Source organism: Marivirga tractuosa DSM 4126 (assembly GCF_000183425.1).
Classification (GTDB): domain Bacteria; phylum Bacteroidota; class Bacteroidia; order Cytophagales; family Cyclobacteriaceae; genus Marivirga; species Marivirga tractuosa.
In genome coordinates, this window is record NC_014759.1 from 514875 (window position 1) to 530115 (window position 15241).

Sequence of the window (15241 nt, forward strand, 5' to 3'; positions counted from 1 at the left end):
AAACTAAATTATCTTTATTAATATTCATCTCCTCCGCCTTCATAATCACCGCCTTCTCTACCTTTTTCTTTATTTCTTTTATTGGAATTGATTCTGTAATCGAATGAAAGCGTTACAGTTGTAGTTCTCCACTGAAACTCTGATTCATAATAGAAATCTTCACCTGAGGTTGTGGTTCTCCATTTTCTGGAATTCAATAAATCTCTGACATTCAATGCCAATGTCCCCTTCTTATCCAACACATCCTTACTAAAACCCAAATCCACCATATAAAAAGCCTTTCTAGTTCCTTGAGTAGTCTGTTGCGGTGCTCGGTAAAATGCACTTAATTGAAAATTGAAATCATTATCAAAACTCATTTGAGAAGTAGCTCTTCCGGATGCTGTAAAGGTTTCTGCTTGAAAAACTTGTTCATCTACTACACCATAAGTCTCTGAATAGAAGACATTTAAATTTCCATTTAATCGCCACCAATCATTCAAGTCATGAGAGTAATTATTTTCGATACCTATTGAATTTCTTTCAGCTAAATTTTGCGGTTGCGCATAAGTTATTCCATCGATCACTGTATTGATGCGTTCGGTTACTCCAGTAGTTCTTCTATAATACAGACCACTGTAAAGCGTTGCATCGTTAAAATTATTTACCAATCCCACTTCATAGGAATCCGTAAACTCTGGGTTCAAATTAGGATTACCAATTCTTATGTTCCTATCATCATTAAAATTAGAAAATGGGTTTAGGGATCTGAAGCCTGGACGGTCAAACCTTCTGCTATAACTAGCCTGCAAAGAATGTAATTTAGTGAATTCATAAGTCATAAAAACACTAGGAAATAGATTTAAGTAATCTCTGGCATTAGTAGTGTCTACAGGAGATTTTAAACGAGTTGTGATATCAGTTAACTCTGCTCTTAGTCCGAGTTGGTAAGTAAACTTATTGAATTCACTATTATAAATGGCATATAAGGCATGCACATTCTCATTGTAAATAAAATCATTGGTAAAATCGCTTAAAACACTATCCGCTTCCTGTCCCTCAACATTCTGGGTTACTTCATATTCATTCGTGATGGTTCTGAGTGTACTTCTCCAACCAGTCTCAAATGATCTGTTTTCACCTATAGGCTTAACATAATTAGCCTGCATTAAGATGTTCTCTGAAAACTCGTCAATCAAAGATCGTTGTTGAATACTATCAACGAATTGATTCTGAGAAATTATAAATCTTTCATTTCTTAAATCTGAATCTTCAGTTTCTGTATTATTTCGGTATTGAAAATCAGCGGTAAATTTATGGTCATCATCACCTCCGAAAGTTTTGGTGAAATTTAATTCATATTCCAATACTTCCTCGTCTTCTTTTTCATCTTGAATTCTAACAGAACGTCTTACCAATTCTCGAGTATCCCTATTAATGCCGTTATAATCATCGTAATAATTATAGCTCAAATTGTTTTCATCAGAAATTCTATAAAGGAAGGAACCCGTTAAAGTAGTATTTTCATTGAAACTATAATCTAATCCAAATCTTGCATTTTGAGAAATACCACTTCTTTCTCTCTGTCTGTCAACATAGGTGGAATAGGTGGTGTCTTCAGGGGTAAATTCTTGATCAATGTAGCCACCTCCAAAATTCTCTCGGTAGGTTATCCCGTATGCACCAAAGAGGTTAATGTTTCCTTTTCTGTAGTTGACGTTGCTATTTACTCCACCAATTATAGGATACCCCAGGTTTGTACTTACACTTCCATTAAAACCACCTTTTTTCTCTTTCTTCATGATAATATTAATGATTCCTGCATTTCCTTCAGCCTCATAACGTGCAGATGGATTGGTAATGACCTCTACTCTTTCAATTTGATCAGCTTGTATCTGTCTTAATGCGGACCCACCACTGATACCTACTAAACCTGATGGACGACCATCTATTAAAATTCTTACATTTCCGCTTCCTCTTAAAGAAACATTTCCTTCGATATCTACCGTAACGCTAGGGAGATTATCTAATAAGGATTCCGCATTACTTCCAATGTTACTAAGATCTTCGCTGACATTAAAAACTCTTTTATCCAGCTTCATTTCCATTTGTGGTCTTTTAGCAACCACCTCTACTTCTGATAACTGATTGACATCTTCACTTAGCTCAATAGTACCTAAATCTATGCTATTTTGATTGGCATTTAATTTTCTATTGATCGTTTGATAAGATATAAACTGAATTCTTAAGGTGTACTCTCCTCTTTCCACTTGCAATTGAAAAACTCCTGATTCTGGTGTGACCGTTCCGGTCACCAGTTCATCATTATTATCAAAAACGCTTACATTGGCGTAGGCCAGTGGCGCTTCGGTTTTCCCATCAATCAGTTTACCGCTAATGGTTGTATTTTGTGCCCAAGAGGCTTGGGAACTGAAACCTAATACAGTCAGAATTAATACTTTCAGAAAAATTTTACTTGTATTGAACATGTTTTTGCTTTTCAATCTTTATTTTAACTCAAAATTAGCACCCAATTCTGAAGGAAATTTGAATTTCCCTCAGTTTGAATAAAAATTTAATGTATCTACAAGTATTTTTTGAAGTAAATTGTTTGAATAAAGAATAAAGTTGAAATAATTGGAAATATTTCTTTGATATAAATGGAAATACAATTGTGAACTAAGGCATCAAATTTTGCAATTTTGTCTACTGTCTACTGTCTTTCAATGGTAATTTGATGTAGCTGTTCTTTATTGATATAATTTATTTTTAAACCGCTAACTATACAGATTTTTTGAATAATTGCTAAACCAAGACCTAAAGATGAACTACTTTGGTTTCCTTTTTTAAATCGGGCAAAAAGTAGCTCTGGTTTATAGTTTAGGGGTTTTCCAGAATTTTCAATTATAAGTTGATTATTTTCTAAATAGACTTTTATGAAACCACCCTCAGATAGATTATGCTTTATTGCATTGTTTAAAAGGTTCGTAATCAAAATTTCTAGCAGCACTGGATGAATGTTCCATTCAATGTCAGCTTCTGTTTTTTTGCTTAACGTAATGCCTTTTAAATAAATCAGTTCTTCATACTCAGCTAGTAAATCTTCCAGCGTATGGCTAACATCAACACTTTCTTTTTGCTCAAATTCTTGATTATCAATTTTTGCCAAGAGTGTTAAGGTATTTCCTAATTTTGATAAATTAGATAAACTTTTAGAAGCCTCACTCACTAATTGCTTCTGTTCTTCATTTAAGTCTCCGTCTTGTAAAAGCTCCAATTTCCCTTTGGCAATACTTATGGGTGTTTGAATTTCATGACTGGCATTTTCGGTAAATTCTTTCAAAGATTGATAATCTGCCAATACTTTTCGTGACATTTGATCAATAAAAGCATTCAACCTTTTAAATTCCTTTGTTCCTGTTTCAGGCAATTCGAATGACTCATTTTCCTTTATATCAAACTTTCTGATTGCCGAAAGTGTATCTTCAAATGGCTTCAACAACCTTCTTGAAAGCAGCCAACTGCCTAACAGCACCACTACTAACAAAAGAATATAGGTTTTCACCAATGACTCAATTACGCCATCTACTATGTCGTCTTGCTCTATAATAATATCGTAAAGGGTAATCTTATAAAATCTTCCATTAATTTTTTTACCTACATCTAATTTATTGTGTTTCTCTGGCCTCTCTAATGTGCTGTGATAGACTATTGTGTCAGAAAAAATAATATTATCAGTTTCAATGGAATCTTCTTTGGGTAAAATGATGACTTTATCCCGAATTATATCTTTAGTAGGCTCTCTTTTTTCAATGTATTTTTCAGTGGATCTTAGCCTTTCTTGTAGAAACCATCGTTCTTCTTTTTTTACTTCATTGGAAATAATTTGTACTGTTACTAGCGCGCCAATTATAAATACAATCAATGACAGCCCAAGGAATATCAATACTATTTTGGTAATTAATCTCATATTATAATTTTTTGAGCTTATAGCCTACTCCATACACAGTCTCCAATAAATCTGATCCTGTTGCTTTTTGAATTTTCTTTCTTAAGTTTTTAATATGTTGATATACAAAATCAAAGGAATCGCTTTGATCAATAAAATCTCCCCAAAGGTGCTCTGCAATATTCTGTTTGGTTAACACTCTCTTGGCATTATTGGCAAAAAATAACAGCATTTCATATTCCTTTTTTGTCAAATCAAGAAATTGATTTCCAACTTTCACCTCCTTTTTATCTGTATCAATCAAAATTTTATCTAATTCAATTACGTTGCTGCTTTCTTGCTTTCTAGTTCTGTAAATCGCTTTTAATCTGGAGGCTAATTCGAGTAGGTGAAATGGTTTCCCCAAATAATCATCTGCACCTGCATCTAGTCCTCGAACTTTGTCATCAATAGAATTTTTAGCTGATAAGATTAATGTACCGATACTTTTTCTGTTGGCTCTTAATGAATAAAGTAAATCCATTCCATTTCCATCTGGTAACATTAAATCAATGATGACCACATCATATTCATAGGCCGCCAATTTATCGGTAGCCGTAAAGAAATCTGGGGCAACACTTGTTTGAAAGCCTTCTTTTTTAAGGTATTCTTCAATATTCTTTGCTAGTTCTATCTGGTCTTCTACAATTAATACTTTCATTTTCCTTTTTGTAGTCTTTAAAACTACTCTAATTTTTATAATTAGAATACGTAAAGTCTGTAAAATCTATATATAAATTACTTTTTTTTGACTTATTATATCCGTTTTAAATGTAAAATTAGGTCTGAATTCTGAAGCAAATTTGAAGATACTAATGTATTAAATATCACATAAGCAAATAGTTACAAAAAATTAAATGGTAAAACAATTGAATAAATCAAAATAAAGTAAGAATTTAATGCTAGAATAGGGAAAAATGAAAGCAAACGATTTATCCATTGCTCGTGAACTGGAGGAAAGCAACCAACGATTACTAAAAGCGCAGCAATTAGCTCAAATAGGAAATTGGGAAGCCAATGTAAACTCTGGTGACATCCACTGGTCTGCTGTTGTTTTTGATATTTTTGAATGTGATCCTACCTCCTATCAACCCACCATTACTTCGTTTAAAGAAATGGTTCATCCTGAAGATGAGGCTATCGTTTATGAAGAAGATGTAAAAGCTTTTAAAACTGGTTATTTTAATCTTGTTCATAGAATCATTACTAAAAAGGGAAATGTAAAATATGTTCATGAGATTGCTTCTAAGGTTGAAAGTGGTAATGAACTCATTTATAGAGGCACCATCCAAGATATAACTCAACTTAAAGAAACTGAAAATGCCCTAGCTAAAGAAAAAAAGAGGTTGGACCTGATTATTTCTAGTAGTAACCTCGGAACTTACGACTGGGACAACACTAAGGCGTCATATATCATAAATGAATATTATGCAAATGCGCTAGGATATAGCTATGATGAATTAAAGCAACTTAGTTTAACTAAGTGGTCTGATTTGGTACACCCTGAGGATATGGATGTAATGACTAATTTTTTTGATAATCAGAAAGATAAACCCGTTATCCATTATGAATTTGAAATCAGGCTAAAGCATAAAGAAGGACATTGGATTTGGGTTTTAAATAATGGAAGAGTAGAAGGTCTGAAACCGGGACTGATGCCAATCTATCAATCTGGTATCATACTGGAAATTTCTGAACGCAAAAAAGCCGAAAAAGAATTAGATAGAACCAAAGCTTTACTTTTACAAACCAATTCAATAACCAAAACCGGGGGCTGGAGTTGGAATTTAATCACAGGCGAAATCGAATGGACTGAAAATACAAGAAGTATTTGTGAAGTAGAAGAAAACTACCAGCCAAGCTATGAAGGTGTGTTCGATTTCGTAGTAGATAGTGCTAGGGTAGAAAATCTTAAATCAACGCTGGAGGAAAGTTTTCAGAAGCATCAACAGTTCGATTTAGAATTGCAAGTGCGCTCAGGAAAAGGAAATGTATTTTGGGCCCGAATAATCGGAATTCCAGAAATTTCTGATAATAAGGTTCAAAGACTTTATGGGACAATTCAAAATATTGATGACCAAAAGAAGAACGAATTTCAATTACAGGAGAAAACGAAGCAGTACAATGAACTAGTTGAGAATATTCCCATTGGGGTTTACAAACTCAATAGAAATGGGGAGCTGAACTATATGAGTCCACCCTTTAAGAAGATGATTGGAGTTGAAGGCAGAGATATAGATACCAATGATTTTGCCCACGATATAGTACACCCAGAGGACTTAGAATTATTTTTAAAAGCGAATAATTATGCTTTAGACAACTATCAATATTTCAATTTAGAGTTTCGCATTGTTGTAAAAGGTCAAACCAAGTGGGTAAAGGCAACTTCACAGCCTAGCAAAGACCTAGATGGAAACTGGTATTGGTTCGGAACGCTGTCTGATATTACTCAAAGGAAAAACACAGAACTCAAAGTTCAAGAAAATGAAAGGCAATTACAGAACATTATCAGTTCAATGAATGAAGCTTTGCTATTTTACGATAGCAAAGGAATTATTCGCTCCATGAATGACAGTGCAGCCAAGATTCTTGAACTAGACAAGTTTGAAGTGGTGGGCAAACGTCTAATGAGTACTCCAATTAAACTTTTAGATGTTAATGGAAATTTTATTTCAGCTGAACAGCATCCAGTAGCAATTGCATTAGAAGAAAAGAAATCACTTAATGATGTTACAGTTCAACTACTCAATACGAAAACTGAAAAAACAATATGGATAGCTGCAAACATCAAGATAATAGAAGAAGAAGATGCGCAGTGGGCTCTTGTTACTTTCAATGATATTAGCAATAGAGTAAAGTCTGAAAAACAACTTTTAGAAGCTAAAAAATCAGCAGAAGCTGCTAATCAAGCCAAATCTACATTCTTAGCCAATATGAGCCATGAAATCAGAACTCCCCTAAATGGCGTAATTGGTTTTTCTGATCTTTTGAGGAAGACTAATTTAAATATTCTCCAAACTGATTATACCCAACATATTTATAATTCAGCGCATTCGCTCCTCGGCATTATCAATGATATTCTGGATTTCTCAAAAATAGAGGCAGGAAAATTAAAACTGCAAATGGAGGAAATCAATGGCTTAGAGCTGGTAGAATCAGCCGTCAGTTTTATTACATTTCAAGCCTCACAAAAAAACCTGGAACTTTTGATTGAGTACGACCCTGATGTCCCAATCTATTTTGAAGCAGATGAATTGAGACTTAGACAAATTCTAATCAACTTATTGGGAAATGCTGTCAAATTTACAGAAAGTGGCAACATCGCGCTCAAAGTAACTAAGCTTCACAAAGAGGACAAACTGAAGTTTGAAGTAATAGATACAGGTATTGGCATTTCAGCGAAACAGCAGAAAAATATATTTCGCGCATTTGAGCAAGCAGATGTTTCCACTACGCGGAAATTTGGAGGTTCTGGTTTGGGGCTCACTATTTCAAATAAATTATTGAAAATGATGCAGAGCCGATTGCATCTTGAAAGTGAAGTGAACAAGGGAAGTAATTTTAGTTTTTCAATCGCTGTAACAAAATCAGCAAAAACCTTAGAGCAGAATAAAATTGAGAAGCCCCTTAGAAAGCTTCAAAAGCTACTAGTGGTAGATGATAACTTACTGCAAATTCGAGCTTTCAAGAAGATTTTGAATGCTTTAAATGTCAAAGTAGACTACTGTCAATCAGCAGTTGAGGCGCACAAAAAAATATCGGATAAAAAGGACTATGATCTGATTATTATTGATGAGGAGATGCCCAATATTAATGGTCTTGAATTACTTAGCATGTTGAAGGAGCGAAATTTGTTAGGAAACTGCTCTGTAATTTTTTTACATAAACATATTGAAAGTGAATTCTTCTATTCTAAATATGTAGATGAACCAGATATGTTTAAACTGCCTAAACCCGTGCTCCCATCTAAACTATTGGAATTAATATATCAGATAGATACAGGAGTTTTACGTGGAGATGCGTTGATAGAAGAAGATTCTACACCGGAATTAGGCTTTCATTTGAATAAAATTCTAATTGCAGAGGATAATGAAGTCAATAAATTTCTAATATTTAGAATACTGGAAAATGCTTTACCGGAGTCTGAATTAATCCATGCTGAAAATGGGGAGAAAGCTATTGAGGAATTCAAAAAGCACCGTCCCGACTTGGTGTTAATGGATATTCAAATGCCAGTTTTAAGTGGAATTGAAGCAAGCGAGATTATCAGAACGCTTGAAGATCCTGATACTAAAACACCTATAATAGCACTTTCAGCGGGCGTTCTGAAGGAAGAGAAAGAAAATGCTTTAGCAGCCGGGATAGACGATTTTCTAGAAAAACCTTTAATTCAGGATGATTTATTGAAAACATTAGAAAAACTCAAGCTAGGCGGAAGAATCAAAAGTAAACAGCCCGTGAAAGAACAATCTCATAAGCTGATGATTTTTAATAAGGAAGAGTTATTGAAACGCCTAAACCACAATGACGCCCATTATATTAGTTTCATCACCTTGGCTCAAGAAAATATGAAAACTTTTGAGCGACAGGTGAATGAAACTATTGAAATTGAAAATTTACAAGCTTTAAGAAATGTATTGCACAAACTAAAAGGTACTGCATTGGCAGCATGCTTTGAAAATCTAGCGCTATTGATTGACCAATTTGATAGGCCGAGCTTTTATAACAAGAAAGTAACCCAATATATGAAGTCCAAAATAATTCCTGAGCTGCACAAATTGATCAAGATTTTGCAAGAGGAGAAATGAGCTTAAAATGGAATCTATTTATTTGCAAGATCGAAAGCTGCAGCATAGAGAATTTAACTAAATAGCTAACTACAATACACTTTCATGTAGATCTTAGTCTACCAAAACATTCGAAATATAAGTGGTCTTGGTCAGCATCCATAACAGAAAAAAAACAATCGCCCATTTCAGGTAAACATCATAATAATCTTTAGTGTTTTTGTATCGAGTTTCTTTGATTTCTGCTTTTTCGTATTGGTCAATTATACTGAATACTTCTTCCAAAGCTTGATTATCTGTTGCTCTATAAAATTGCCCCTCACCTATCTTGGCTATATTTTTAAGTCCTGTTACATCCATTGAATTTTCAATGTAACGGGTTCTCCCGAAGAAATCTTTTCCATAAGGCACTTTACCCTCCTTGCCAATTGCAATGGTATAAATTTTAATACCATAAGCATTGGCCAGTTTTGCAGAAGTTTCAGGATCAATATTTCCTGCATTGTTATCGCCATCACTTAATAAAATCAAGACTTTGGATTTTGAATCAGATTCACGCATTCTGTTTGTTCCCACAGCCAGCGCACTTCCAATTGCAGTGCCTGAAGCTTCCATCATTTTAAAATCAATATCCGTAATCTGATTTTTCAACATTTTATAGTCAGTAGTTAATGGAGATAAGGAGTAAGCTTCACCACTGAAAATGGTCAATCCTATTCTATCTTGAAACCTACCATCTATAAAATCATTGGCTACTTGCTTAGCTGCCTCCAAGCGATTAGGCGTGAAATCCTGAATCTTCATAGACTCTGAGATATCCAATACCAACATAATATCAATACCTTCAGTCCATTGCTCTACACGCTCGTTGGTTTGTTGCGGGCGTGCTAAGGCTAACAACATTAAAAGTGCTGAAAATAATAGTAGAATTAAGGGAATAAATCGGAGAATAGAAGAAAATTGAAAGCCTATTCCTTCACCTCTAAAGGCAACCGGTACTTTGGGACTGAATCTACTTTTTAACCATTCTACCAATAAATATATAATGGGTAGAGCAATCATGGCATAAAAAGCCATAGGAAATTCATATTCAAAAGCCTTAAGTCTTTCAGGAGAAAACCAATCTAAACTAAACCAATTATTACTTTCCATCTGCTATAGCTTTAATTCTTTCTTCTAAAATTACATCAGCATAACTCAATAGGAATTGGAAAGCTTCTGTAGCATTCTCCCTTCCTTTTGAAGAATAAATCGTTCTGTCAATGGACTTTAAATTCTCATATAACTCTTCATTTTGTTTCATTTGGTTGATTTCTTTACTAGTAAGCTTAGCATAAGGCGATTTGGAAATAAATTCAGCATGCTTTTTCCAGGTATAAAGCAATTTTTCGATTTTCCCTACAGGCATTTCTCCTACCGCGGTTAATTTGCTTTCAAATGAAATCCTAAACTTTTTATGTCGTTTATTCAATCGCCAGACTTGCCATTTCTTTCTTAATTTTTTACCAAAGATTATAATTACTAGTAGAATTATAATACCAAGTGCAATTAGAAAAGCAATTAAATAAGGATAATTGAAGTCTTTATCTAGCCGAGTGATGATCGCATCAGTTTTCATTTGCAGAGTGTCGCTCACTGCTTGAATCTGCTCTTGCAAATAGATGGAATCCATTTTGGCATAAACTGCAGTGCTATCATTGCCTTCAACAATAAATACGGGCAGTTTGAGGTTTTGTACTTTATCAATTTCAAATGAGGTTAAAATATAAACTACACTATCAAAGCTTTGAATGCTATCAGATTTCGTTGGAAAAAACTTCTTGCTTGTATACTCGAAAGGAGCATAATCATATAGAGAATCAGGCATTAAAACCTGAAAGTTCGCTGGGTAACGAATACTCAAACTATATTTTACTGGCTCTCCAATCGCCATACTGTCTTGAAGGAATTTTCCTTTCGGCTCGATTTGTTGCCCGAGTAAATTTATGATAAATGCAAGACTGAAAATTAAGCTCAACCCGTATTTCTTCATGCTTTTTTCTTGCTTAAATTCCTGATTTTAAATAGTTTAATTAATTTGGATGTATAGTCTTCCTGCGTGTCAATAAGCAAATAATCTGCTTGATTTCTTTTACAAATATCCTTTAATTCCGCAGAATGATCTTTATTTTTTTGCTGAAAATGCTTTTTAAATGTTGCACTTGAAGTATTCACCCATCGGGTCTTGCCTGTTTCTTTATCTTTGATAGGCACGATGCCCAACATAGGCAAATCAGTTTCCAATTTATCTTTGATATGAATGACAATTAAGTCATGCTTACGAGCCAACGCTTTTAAATGATGCTCATATCCTTCATCTACAAAATCACTGATCAAAAATATAACGCTTCTTCTTTTAACCAATCCCAATAAATAGGAAAGACCTTTATCTAAACTGGTCTTTAAGGACTGTGGTTTTAAGTCAAAAAGTCTTGTTATGGCATAATAACCATGCTTTTGACCTTTACCAGGTTTCACATAAAGCTCCCTTTGATCGGAGAAGCCTACCATCCCAACCTGACTCCCTTCTTTTAAAGCAGAAATGCATAAAATACCAGCTATTTCTTTAGCGATATCAGATTTCTGCTTTCCCTCAAGGCCAATTTCCTGTGATGCACTTACATCTATCAGGAAATAGACATTCTGTTCTTTATCTTCCTTAAAAGTTTTTACAAAGGTCCCATGTCCCTTAGCAGAAACATTCCAATCGATGGTTCGCACATCATCTCCATATTGATATGGACGTACATCATCAAATTCCAAACCTGAACCTTTAAATACAGAATGAAAATCTCCCTGCATTTGGTTGTTTACGGCTTTTCGAATTTTTATTTCATATTTTCGAAGCTTTTTAAAGAGCTCCCTCATAATAGGTCTTTTAAATTGTTAATTTTGCAATCCATAAAACTCAAACGAAAAAGATAACGATAATTGTCATTATCAGTTTACAAAAATATAATTGGCAACGAATTTGATGAAGCCAATTGTAATATTAAGTATAAAAATGAGAAAACTTAGCTACATCATCGCAATATTAATAATAGTTTCCTGTAGTGGAAAAGAAGAGCGGCCAAAAGGCGTAATTCCACCAGAAAAAATGGCCATAATTCTTTCAGATATTTATTTGGCTGAACATAAAGCAAGCAATATTGCTGTGAGACAGGATTCTTCAAGAATAATTTTACGACACTATGAATTGAAAATATTTGAAGATCACGATACCAATGATTCTATCTACAAAGAGAGCTTTAAATACTATTTAGAGCATCCTGAGCAACTGGAAACAATTTACGATATCGTAATTGATACTGTTAGCTTACGGAATCAAGTTAATGAAGCTAATAACTTGAGAAAAGACAGTAATAAAAAATAAACCTCCAATGATTTTATGATATTACCCCTTGATTTTGAACAAAGGATTGGATTTGATAAAGTAAGAGATTTGATTTCTGCTGAGTGTAGCAGTAACTTGGGGCAAGAAATCGTGGAGAAAATGGGCTATATTCGAAAATTCGATAAGCTAGAACCGCTCCTACTTCAAACCGATGAATTTCTTAAAATCTTTCATTCTGGAGAATATTTTCCTTCAGGGAATTTCATTGATGTTAGCCATTTTATAAAAAGGGCTAAAGTCAACGGGGCTTTTCTAACTGAAGAGGAATTTTTTGATTTAAAGTTAAGCCTTAAAACCATCTTGGATTGTATTTCTTTCTTCGATGAATTTGAAGAGGAATATCCTTATCTTTTTAACTTGCGAAAGGCGGTAAATCTAGAGCCTGATTTATACAAAGCCATAGATGCTAAAATAGATGAAAGAGGCAGTTTAAGAAATAATGCTAGTTCAGCTTTACAGCAGATTAGAAGCGATATTTTCAGAGCTCAAGCCCAACTTAGAAGACAAGTTGAGAAGATCTATAAACAAGCATCTGCCAACAAATATACCCCAGAAGATGCTTCTATCACTGTTCGTGACGGGAGGATTGTAATCCCCGTTTTAGCGGAATATAAAAGAAGGGTGAAAGGATTTATCCATGATCAATCTGGTACAGGTCAGACAGTTTATATTGAACCTACAGAAGCCTTAGAATTAAATAATGAGGTAAGAGAGCTGCAATATGCAGAACGTAGAGAAATCGTTAAGATTTTGACCCAATTGACTGCTCTCGTAAAACCTGAACTGGAAAACCTGGAAAAAGCTTATAAATTCTTAGCCATCGTGGATTTCATAAGAGCCAAGGCTCGGTTTGCTCAGAAAATTGGAGCTGTTTTTCCACAACTGGAAAATTCAAGAATAATTGAATTTAGAAATGCAGAACACCCTTTATTAAAACTTAGCCTTGCTGAACAAAATAAAAAAGTGATCCCGCTTTCCATCCAATTGAAAGGGGATAAAAGGATATTGATCATTTCTGGGCCCAATGCAGGTGGTAAATCAGTAGCATTGAAAACGGTGGGACTTTTGCAATTTATGCTGCAATGCGGATTACTCATTCCTGTCCACCCTGACAGTAAATGTGGAATTTTTGCCAATCTATTTATTGATATTGGCGATCAACAAAGTATTGAAAATGATTTGAGTACGTACAGTTCTCATCTCCAGAATATGAAAAACTTCCTTTTGAATTCTAATAAACAAACCTTGTTTTTGATTGATGAATTTGGAACAGGAACAGAACCTAGATTTGGTGGAGCTATTGCAGAATCTATTTTAGAGGAATTGTATAGCCAGAAAGCGTTTGGTGTGATTACCACTCATTATGACAATATCAAAAATTTTGCAGTAAAAAACCAGAATGTCATTAATGGTGCTATGAAATTTGATGAGCGAAATCTGGAGCCACTTTATGAATTGGAAATAGGTAAGCCAGGAAGTTCATTTGCTATTGAAGTAGCGGAGAAAATGGGCATCCCTCCCACTATTTTGAATAAGGCCAAAGGGAAAATTGGTACAGAGCGCGTGAATTATGACAAGCTTCTAAATCAGCTAGGAAAGGAAAAACGAGAACTAGAAGCCAAGATTAAGGAAATTCAGAAAAGAGAAGAGCATCTAGAAAAAAGTGCTCAGGATTATGATGAACTCAATGAGTTTCTAAAAACCCAAAAGAAACAAATCATCACAGAAGCAAAGCAAGAAGCGAAATCTATCATTAAAGAGGCCAATAAAAGAGTTGAGCAAGCGATCAGGGAAATAAAAGAATCTCAAGCAGAAAAGGAACGGACCAAAAAGGCTCGTAAACAGTTGAGTGATTACGATCAAAAGATGGAGCCCCTTGTCGAGAATAAACCCGCTAAATCATCAAAACCAGTCTTCAAAACTGCTGAAGGGGAAATCAAAGTGGGTGATTATGTGAAAATTAAGGGCCAGGATACTATCGGTGAAGTTTTATCATTGGGACAAAAAGAAGCCGAAATCATGCTGGGAGAGCTTAAATCAAAAATTAAGTTAAACCGACTGGAAAGAATGTCTAAAACAGCTATTAAGAAAGAGAAAAAGAAAAGTTTTTCTGGGACTTCCACTGGCATGATAGAACGCAGCACCAATTTCAAGCATCAGATTGATGTAAGAGGAATGCGAGCAGAAGAAGCCATTCAGGCAGTAGACAGATTTATAGATGATGCTATGGTGTTAGGCTATAATGAAGTCAGCATTTTGCACGGAAGAGGCGATGGCATCCTTAGGAAATTTATCAGAGACTACTTAAAGCAGTATAATTATGTGAAGTCATTAAAAAACGAACATGAGGAAAGAGGTGGTGATGGGATTACTTTGGTGGGATTGAGTTGATATGTCAAGTCCTAAAATAGGGTTGCAGTTTTACAATACAAAAATAATTAAATAGCATCAGGAATTTTCTTGATGCTATTTTTCATATTTATCTCTATACTTTAAAGAGATATAAATTACCGTATTAAGCTTTGAATATATACAGGCGGTCTTCCACACAAAATAAGCCTCCTCTTTTTTACTCAGACATGGTAGATAATTGAATCCAGAATTCCTCTATCTGAAGTATTGCTTTTAAAAAATCATCCATATCTAAGGGCTTTTTGACATAACTATTAGCATGGCTTTCATAAGCCTTATCTATATCCTTGGGATTGGAAGAAGTAGTTAACATTACCACAGGTATCTTTTTCAAGACTTTATCCTCTTTTATGCTCTTTAAAACCTCATGGCCATTATAAATAGGAATATTAATATCAAGAAGAATTAGGTCGGGCCTTACTGCATGGGAGTATTCTCCTCTTTGAAAAACATAATCTAAAGCTTGCTCTCCATTTTTAACAACATTAATTTCTGTTTTTATTTTGCTTTCTTCAAATGCTTCTAATGTAAGAATTATATCCCCCTCATTATCTTCTACTAACAAAATATTGGCTTGCTTCATTTTGATTGGAATTATTACGATTCATAAAATATCAAAGCTGTATCAATAAAAAAATTGAT

At 34.3% G+C, this 15241-nt stretch carries 10 protein-coding genes; 3 read left to right on the forward strand and 7 right to left on the reverse strand.

What is annotated here, in order from left to right:
* Window positions 1-17: 17 nt before the first annotated feature.
* The 3 genes from FTRAC_RS01995 to FTRAC_RS02005 all read right to left on the reverse strand — a co-directional run bounded on the left by FTRAC_RS01995 (window position 18) and on the right by FTRAC_RS02005 (window position 4628).
* Window positions 18-2468, reverse strand: a complete 2451-nt coding sequence (locus FTRAC_RS01995; RefSeq protein WP_013452554.1) for a TonB-dependent receptor domain-containing protein — start codon at window positions 2466-2468, stop codon at window positions 18-20.
* 224 nt (window positions 2469-2692) lie between these two features.
* Window positions 2693-3949, reverse strand: coding sequence for a sensor histidine kinase (locus FTRAC_RS02000; RefSeq protein WP_013452555.1), 1257 nt, complete (start codon window positions 3947-3949; stop codon window positions 2693-2695).
* 1 nt (window position 3950) lies between these two features.
* Entirely contained in the window at window positions 3951-4628 is a 678-nt protein-coding gene (locus FTRAC_RS02005; protein ID WP_013452556.1) for a response regulator transcription factor, read from the reverse strand.
* 256 nt (window positions 4629-4884) lie between these two features.
* Between FTRAC_RS02005 and FTRAC_RS02010 the strand changes: the two genes are divergently transcribed.
* On the forward strand, window positions 4885-8775 hold the full coding sequence (locus tag FTRAC_RS02010) for a PAS domain-containing hybrid sensor histidine kinase/response regulator (RefSeq protein ID WP_013452557.1): 3891 nt from the start codon (window positions 4885-4887) through the stop codon (window positions 8773-8775).
* 93 nt (window positions 8776-8868) lie between these two features.
* Here FTRAC_RS02010 and FTRAC_RS02015 read toward each other — a convergent pair whose 3' ends face one another.
* The 3 genes from FTRAC_RS02015 to FTRAC_RS02025 are packed head-to-tail and all read right to left on the reverse strand — an operon-like array spanning window position 8869 to window position 11661.
* The gene (locus tag FTRAC_RS02015; RefSeq protein WP_013452558.1) at window positions 8869-9906 is read right to left on the reverse strand and encodes a vWA domain-containing protein; all 1038 of its coding nucleotides are present in this window, start codon (window positions 9904-9906) and stop codon (window positions 8869-8871) included.
* A complete protein-coding gene (locus tag FTRAC_RS02020) occupies window positions 9896-10786 on the reverse strand; it encodes a hypothetical protein (protein ID WP_013452559.1) in 891 nt (296 codons plus the stop codon). The genes FTRAC_RS02015 and FTRAC_RS02020 overlap by 11 nt, the downstream gene beginning before the upstream one ends.
* The gene (locus tag FTRAC_RS02025; RefSeq protein ID WP_013452560.1) at window positions 10783-11661 is read right to left on the reverse strand and encodes a DUF58 domain-containing protein; all 879 of its coding nucleotides are present in this window, start codon (window positions 11659-11661) and stop codon (window positions 10783-10785) included. The genes FTRAC_RS02020 and FTRAC_RS02025 overlap by 4 nt, the downstream gene beginning before the upstream one ends.
* A gap of 136 nt (window positions 11662-11797) precedes the next feature.
* Here FTRAC_RS02025 and FTRAC_RS02030 point away from each other — a divergent pair, with 136 nt between their 5' ends.
* Window positions 11798-12166, forward strand: a complete 369-nt coding sequence (locus FTRAC_RS02030) for a DUF4296 domain-containing protein (RefSeq protein ID WP_041649417.1) — start codon at window positions 11798-11800, stop codon at window positions 12164-12166.
* A gap of 15 nt (window positions 12167-12181) precedes the next feature.
* Window positions 12182-14578: an endonuclease MutS2 gene (locus FTRAC_RS02035; RefSeq protein WP_013452562.1), complete on the forward strand. Its 2397-nt coding sequence runs from the start codon at window positions 12182-12184 to the stop codon at window positions 14576-14578.
* 178 nt (window positions 14579-14756) lie between these two features.
* On the opposite strand, the gene FTRAC_RS02040 is transcribed toward FTRAC_RS02035, so the two are convergent.
* Window positions 14757-15182: a response regulator gene (locus tag FTRAC_RS02040; RefSeq protein WP_013452563.1), complete on the reverse strand. Its 426-nt coding sequence runs from the start codon at window positions 15180-15182 to the stop codon at window positions 14757-14759.
* Window positions 15183-15241: the final 59 nt, after the last annotated feature.

Coding starts and splice junctions, on each gene's coding strand:
- FTRAC_RS01995 (WP_013452554.1), bottom strand. CDS start 2,468: ATGTTCAATACAAGTAAAATTTTTCTGAAAGTATTAATTCTGACTGTA.
- FTRAC_RS02000 (WP_013452555.1), bottom strand. CDS start 3,949: ATGAGATTAATTACCAAAATAGTATTGATATTCCTTGGGCTGTCATTG.
- FTRAC_RS02005 (WP_013452556.1), bottom strand. CDS start 4,628: ATGAAAGTATTAATTGTAGAAGACCAGATAGAACTAGCAAAGAATATT.
- FTRAC_RS02010 (WP_013452557.1), top strand. CDS start 4,885: ATGAAAGCAAACGATTTATCCATTGCTCGTGAACTGGAGGAAAGCAAC.
- FTRAC_RS02015 (WP_013452558.1), bottom strand. CDS start 9,906: ATGGAAAGTAATAATTGGTTTAGTTTAGATTGGTTTTCTCCTGAAAGA.
- FTRAC_RS02020 (WP_013452559.1), bottom strand. CDS start 10,786: ATGAAGAAATACGGGTTGAGCTTAATTTTCAGTCTTGCATTTATCATA.
- FTRAC_RS02025 (WP_013452560.1), bottom strand. CDS start 11,661: ATGAGGGAGCTCTTTAAAAAGCTTCGAAAATATGAAATAAAAATTCGA.
- FTRAC_RS02030 (WP_041649417.1), top strand. CDS start 11,798: ATGAGAAAACTTAGCTACATCATCGCAATATTAATAATAGTTTCCTGT.
- FTRAC_RS02035 (WP_013452562.1), top strand. CDS start 12,182: ATGATATTACCCCTTGATTTTGAACAAAGGATTGGATTTGATAAAGTA.
- FTRAC_RS02040 (WP_013452563.1), bottom strand. CDS start 15,182: ATGAAGCAAGCCAATATTTTGTTAGTAGAAGATAATGAGGGGGATATA.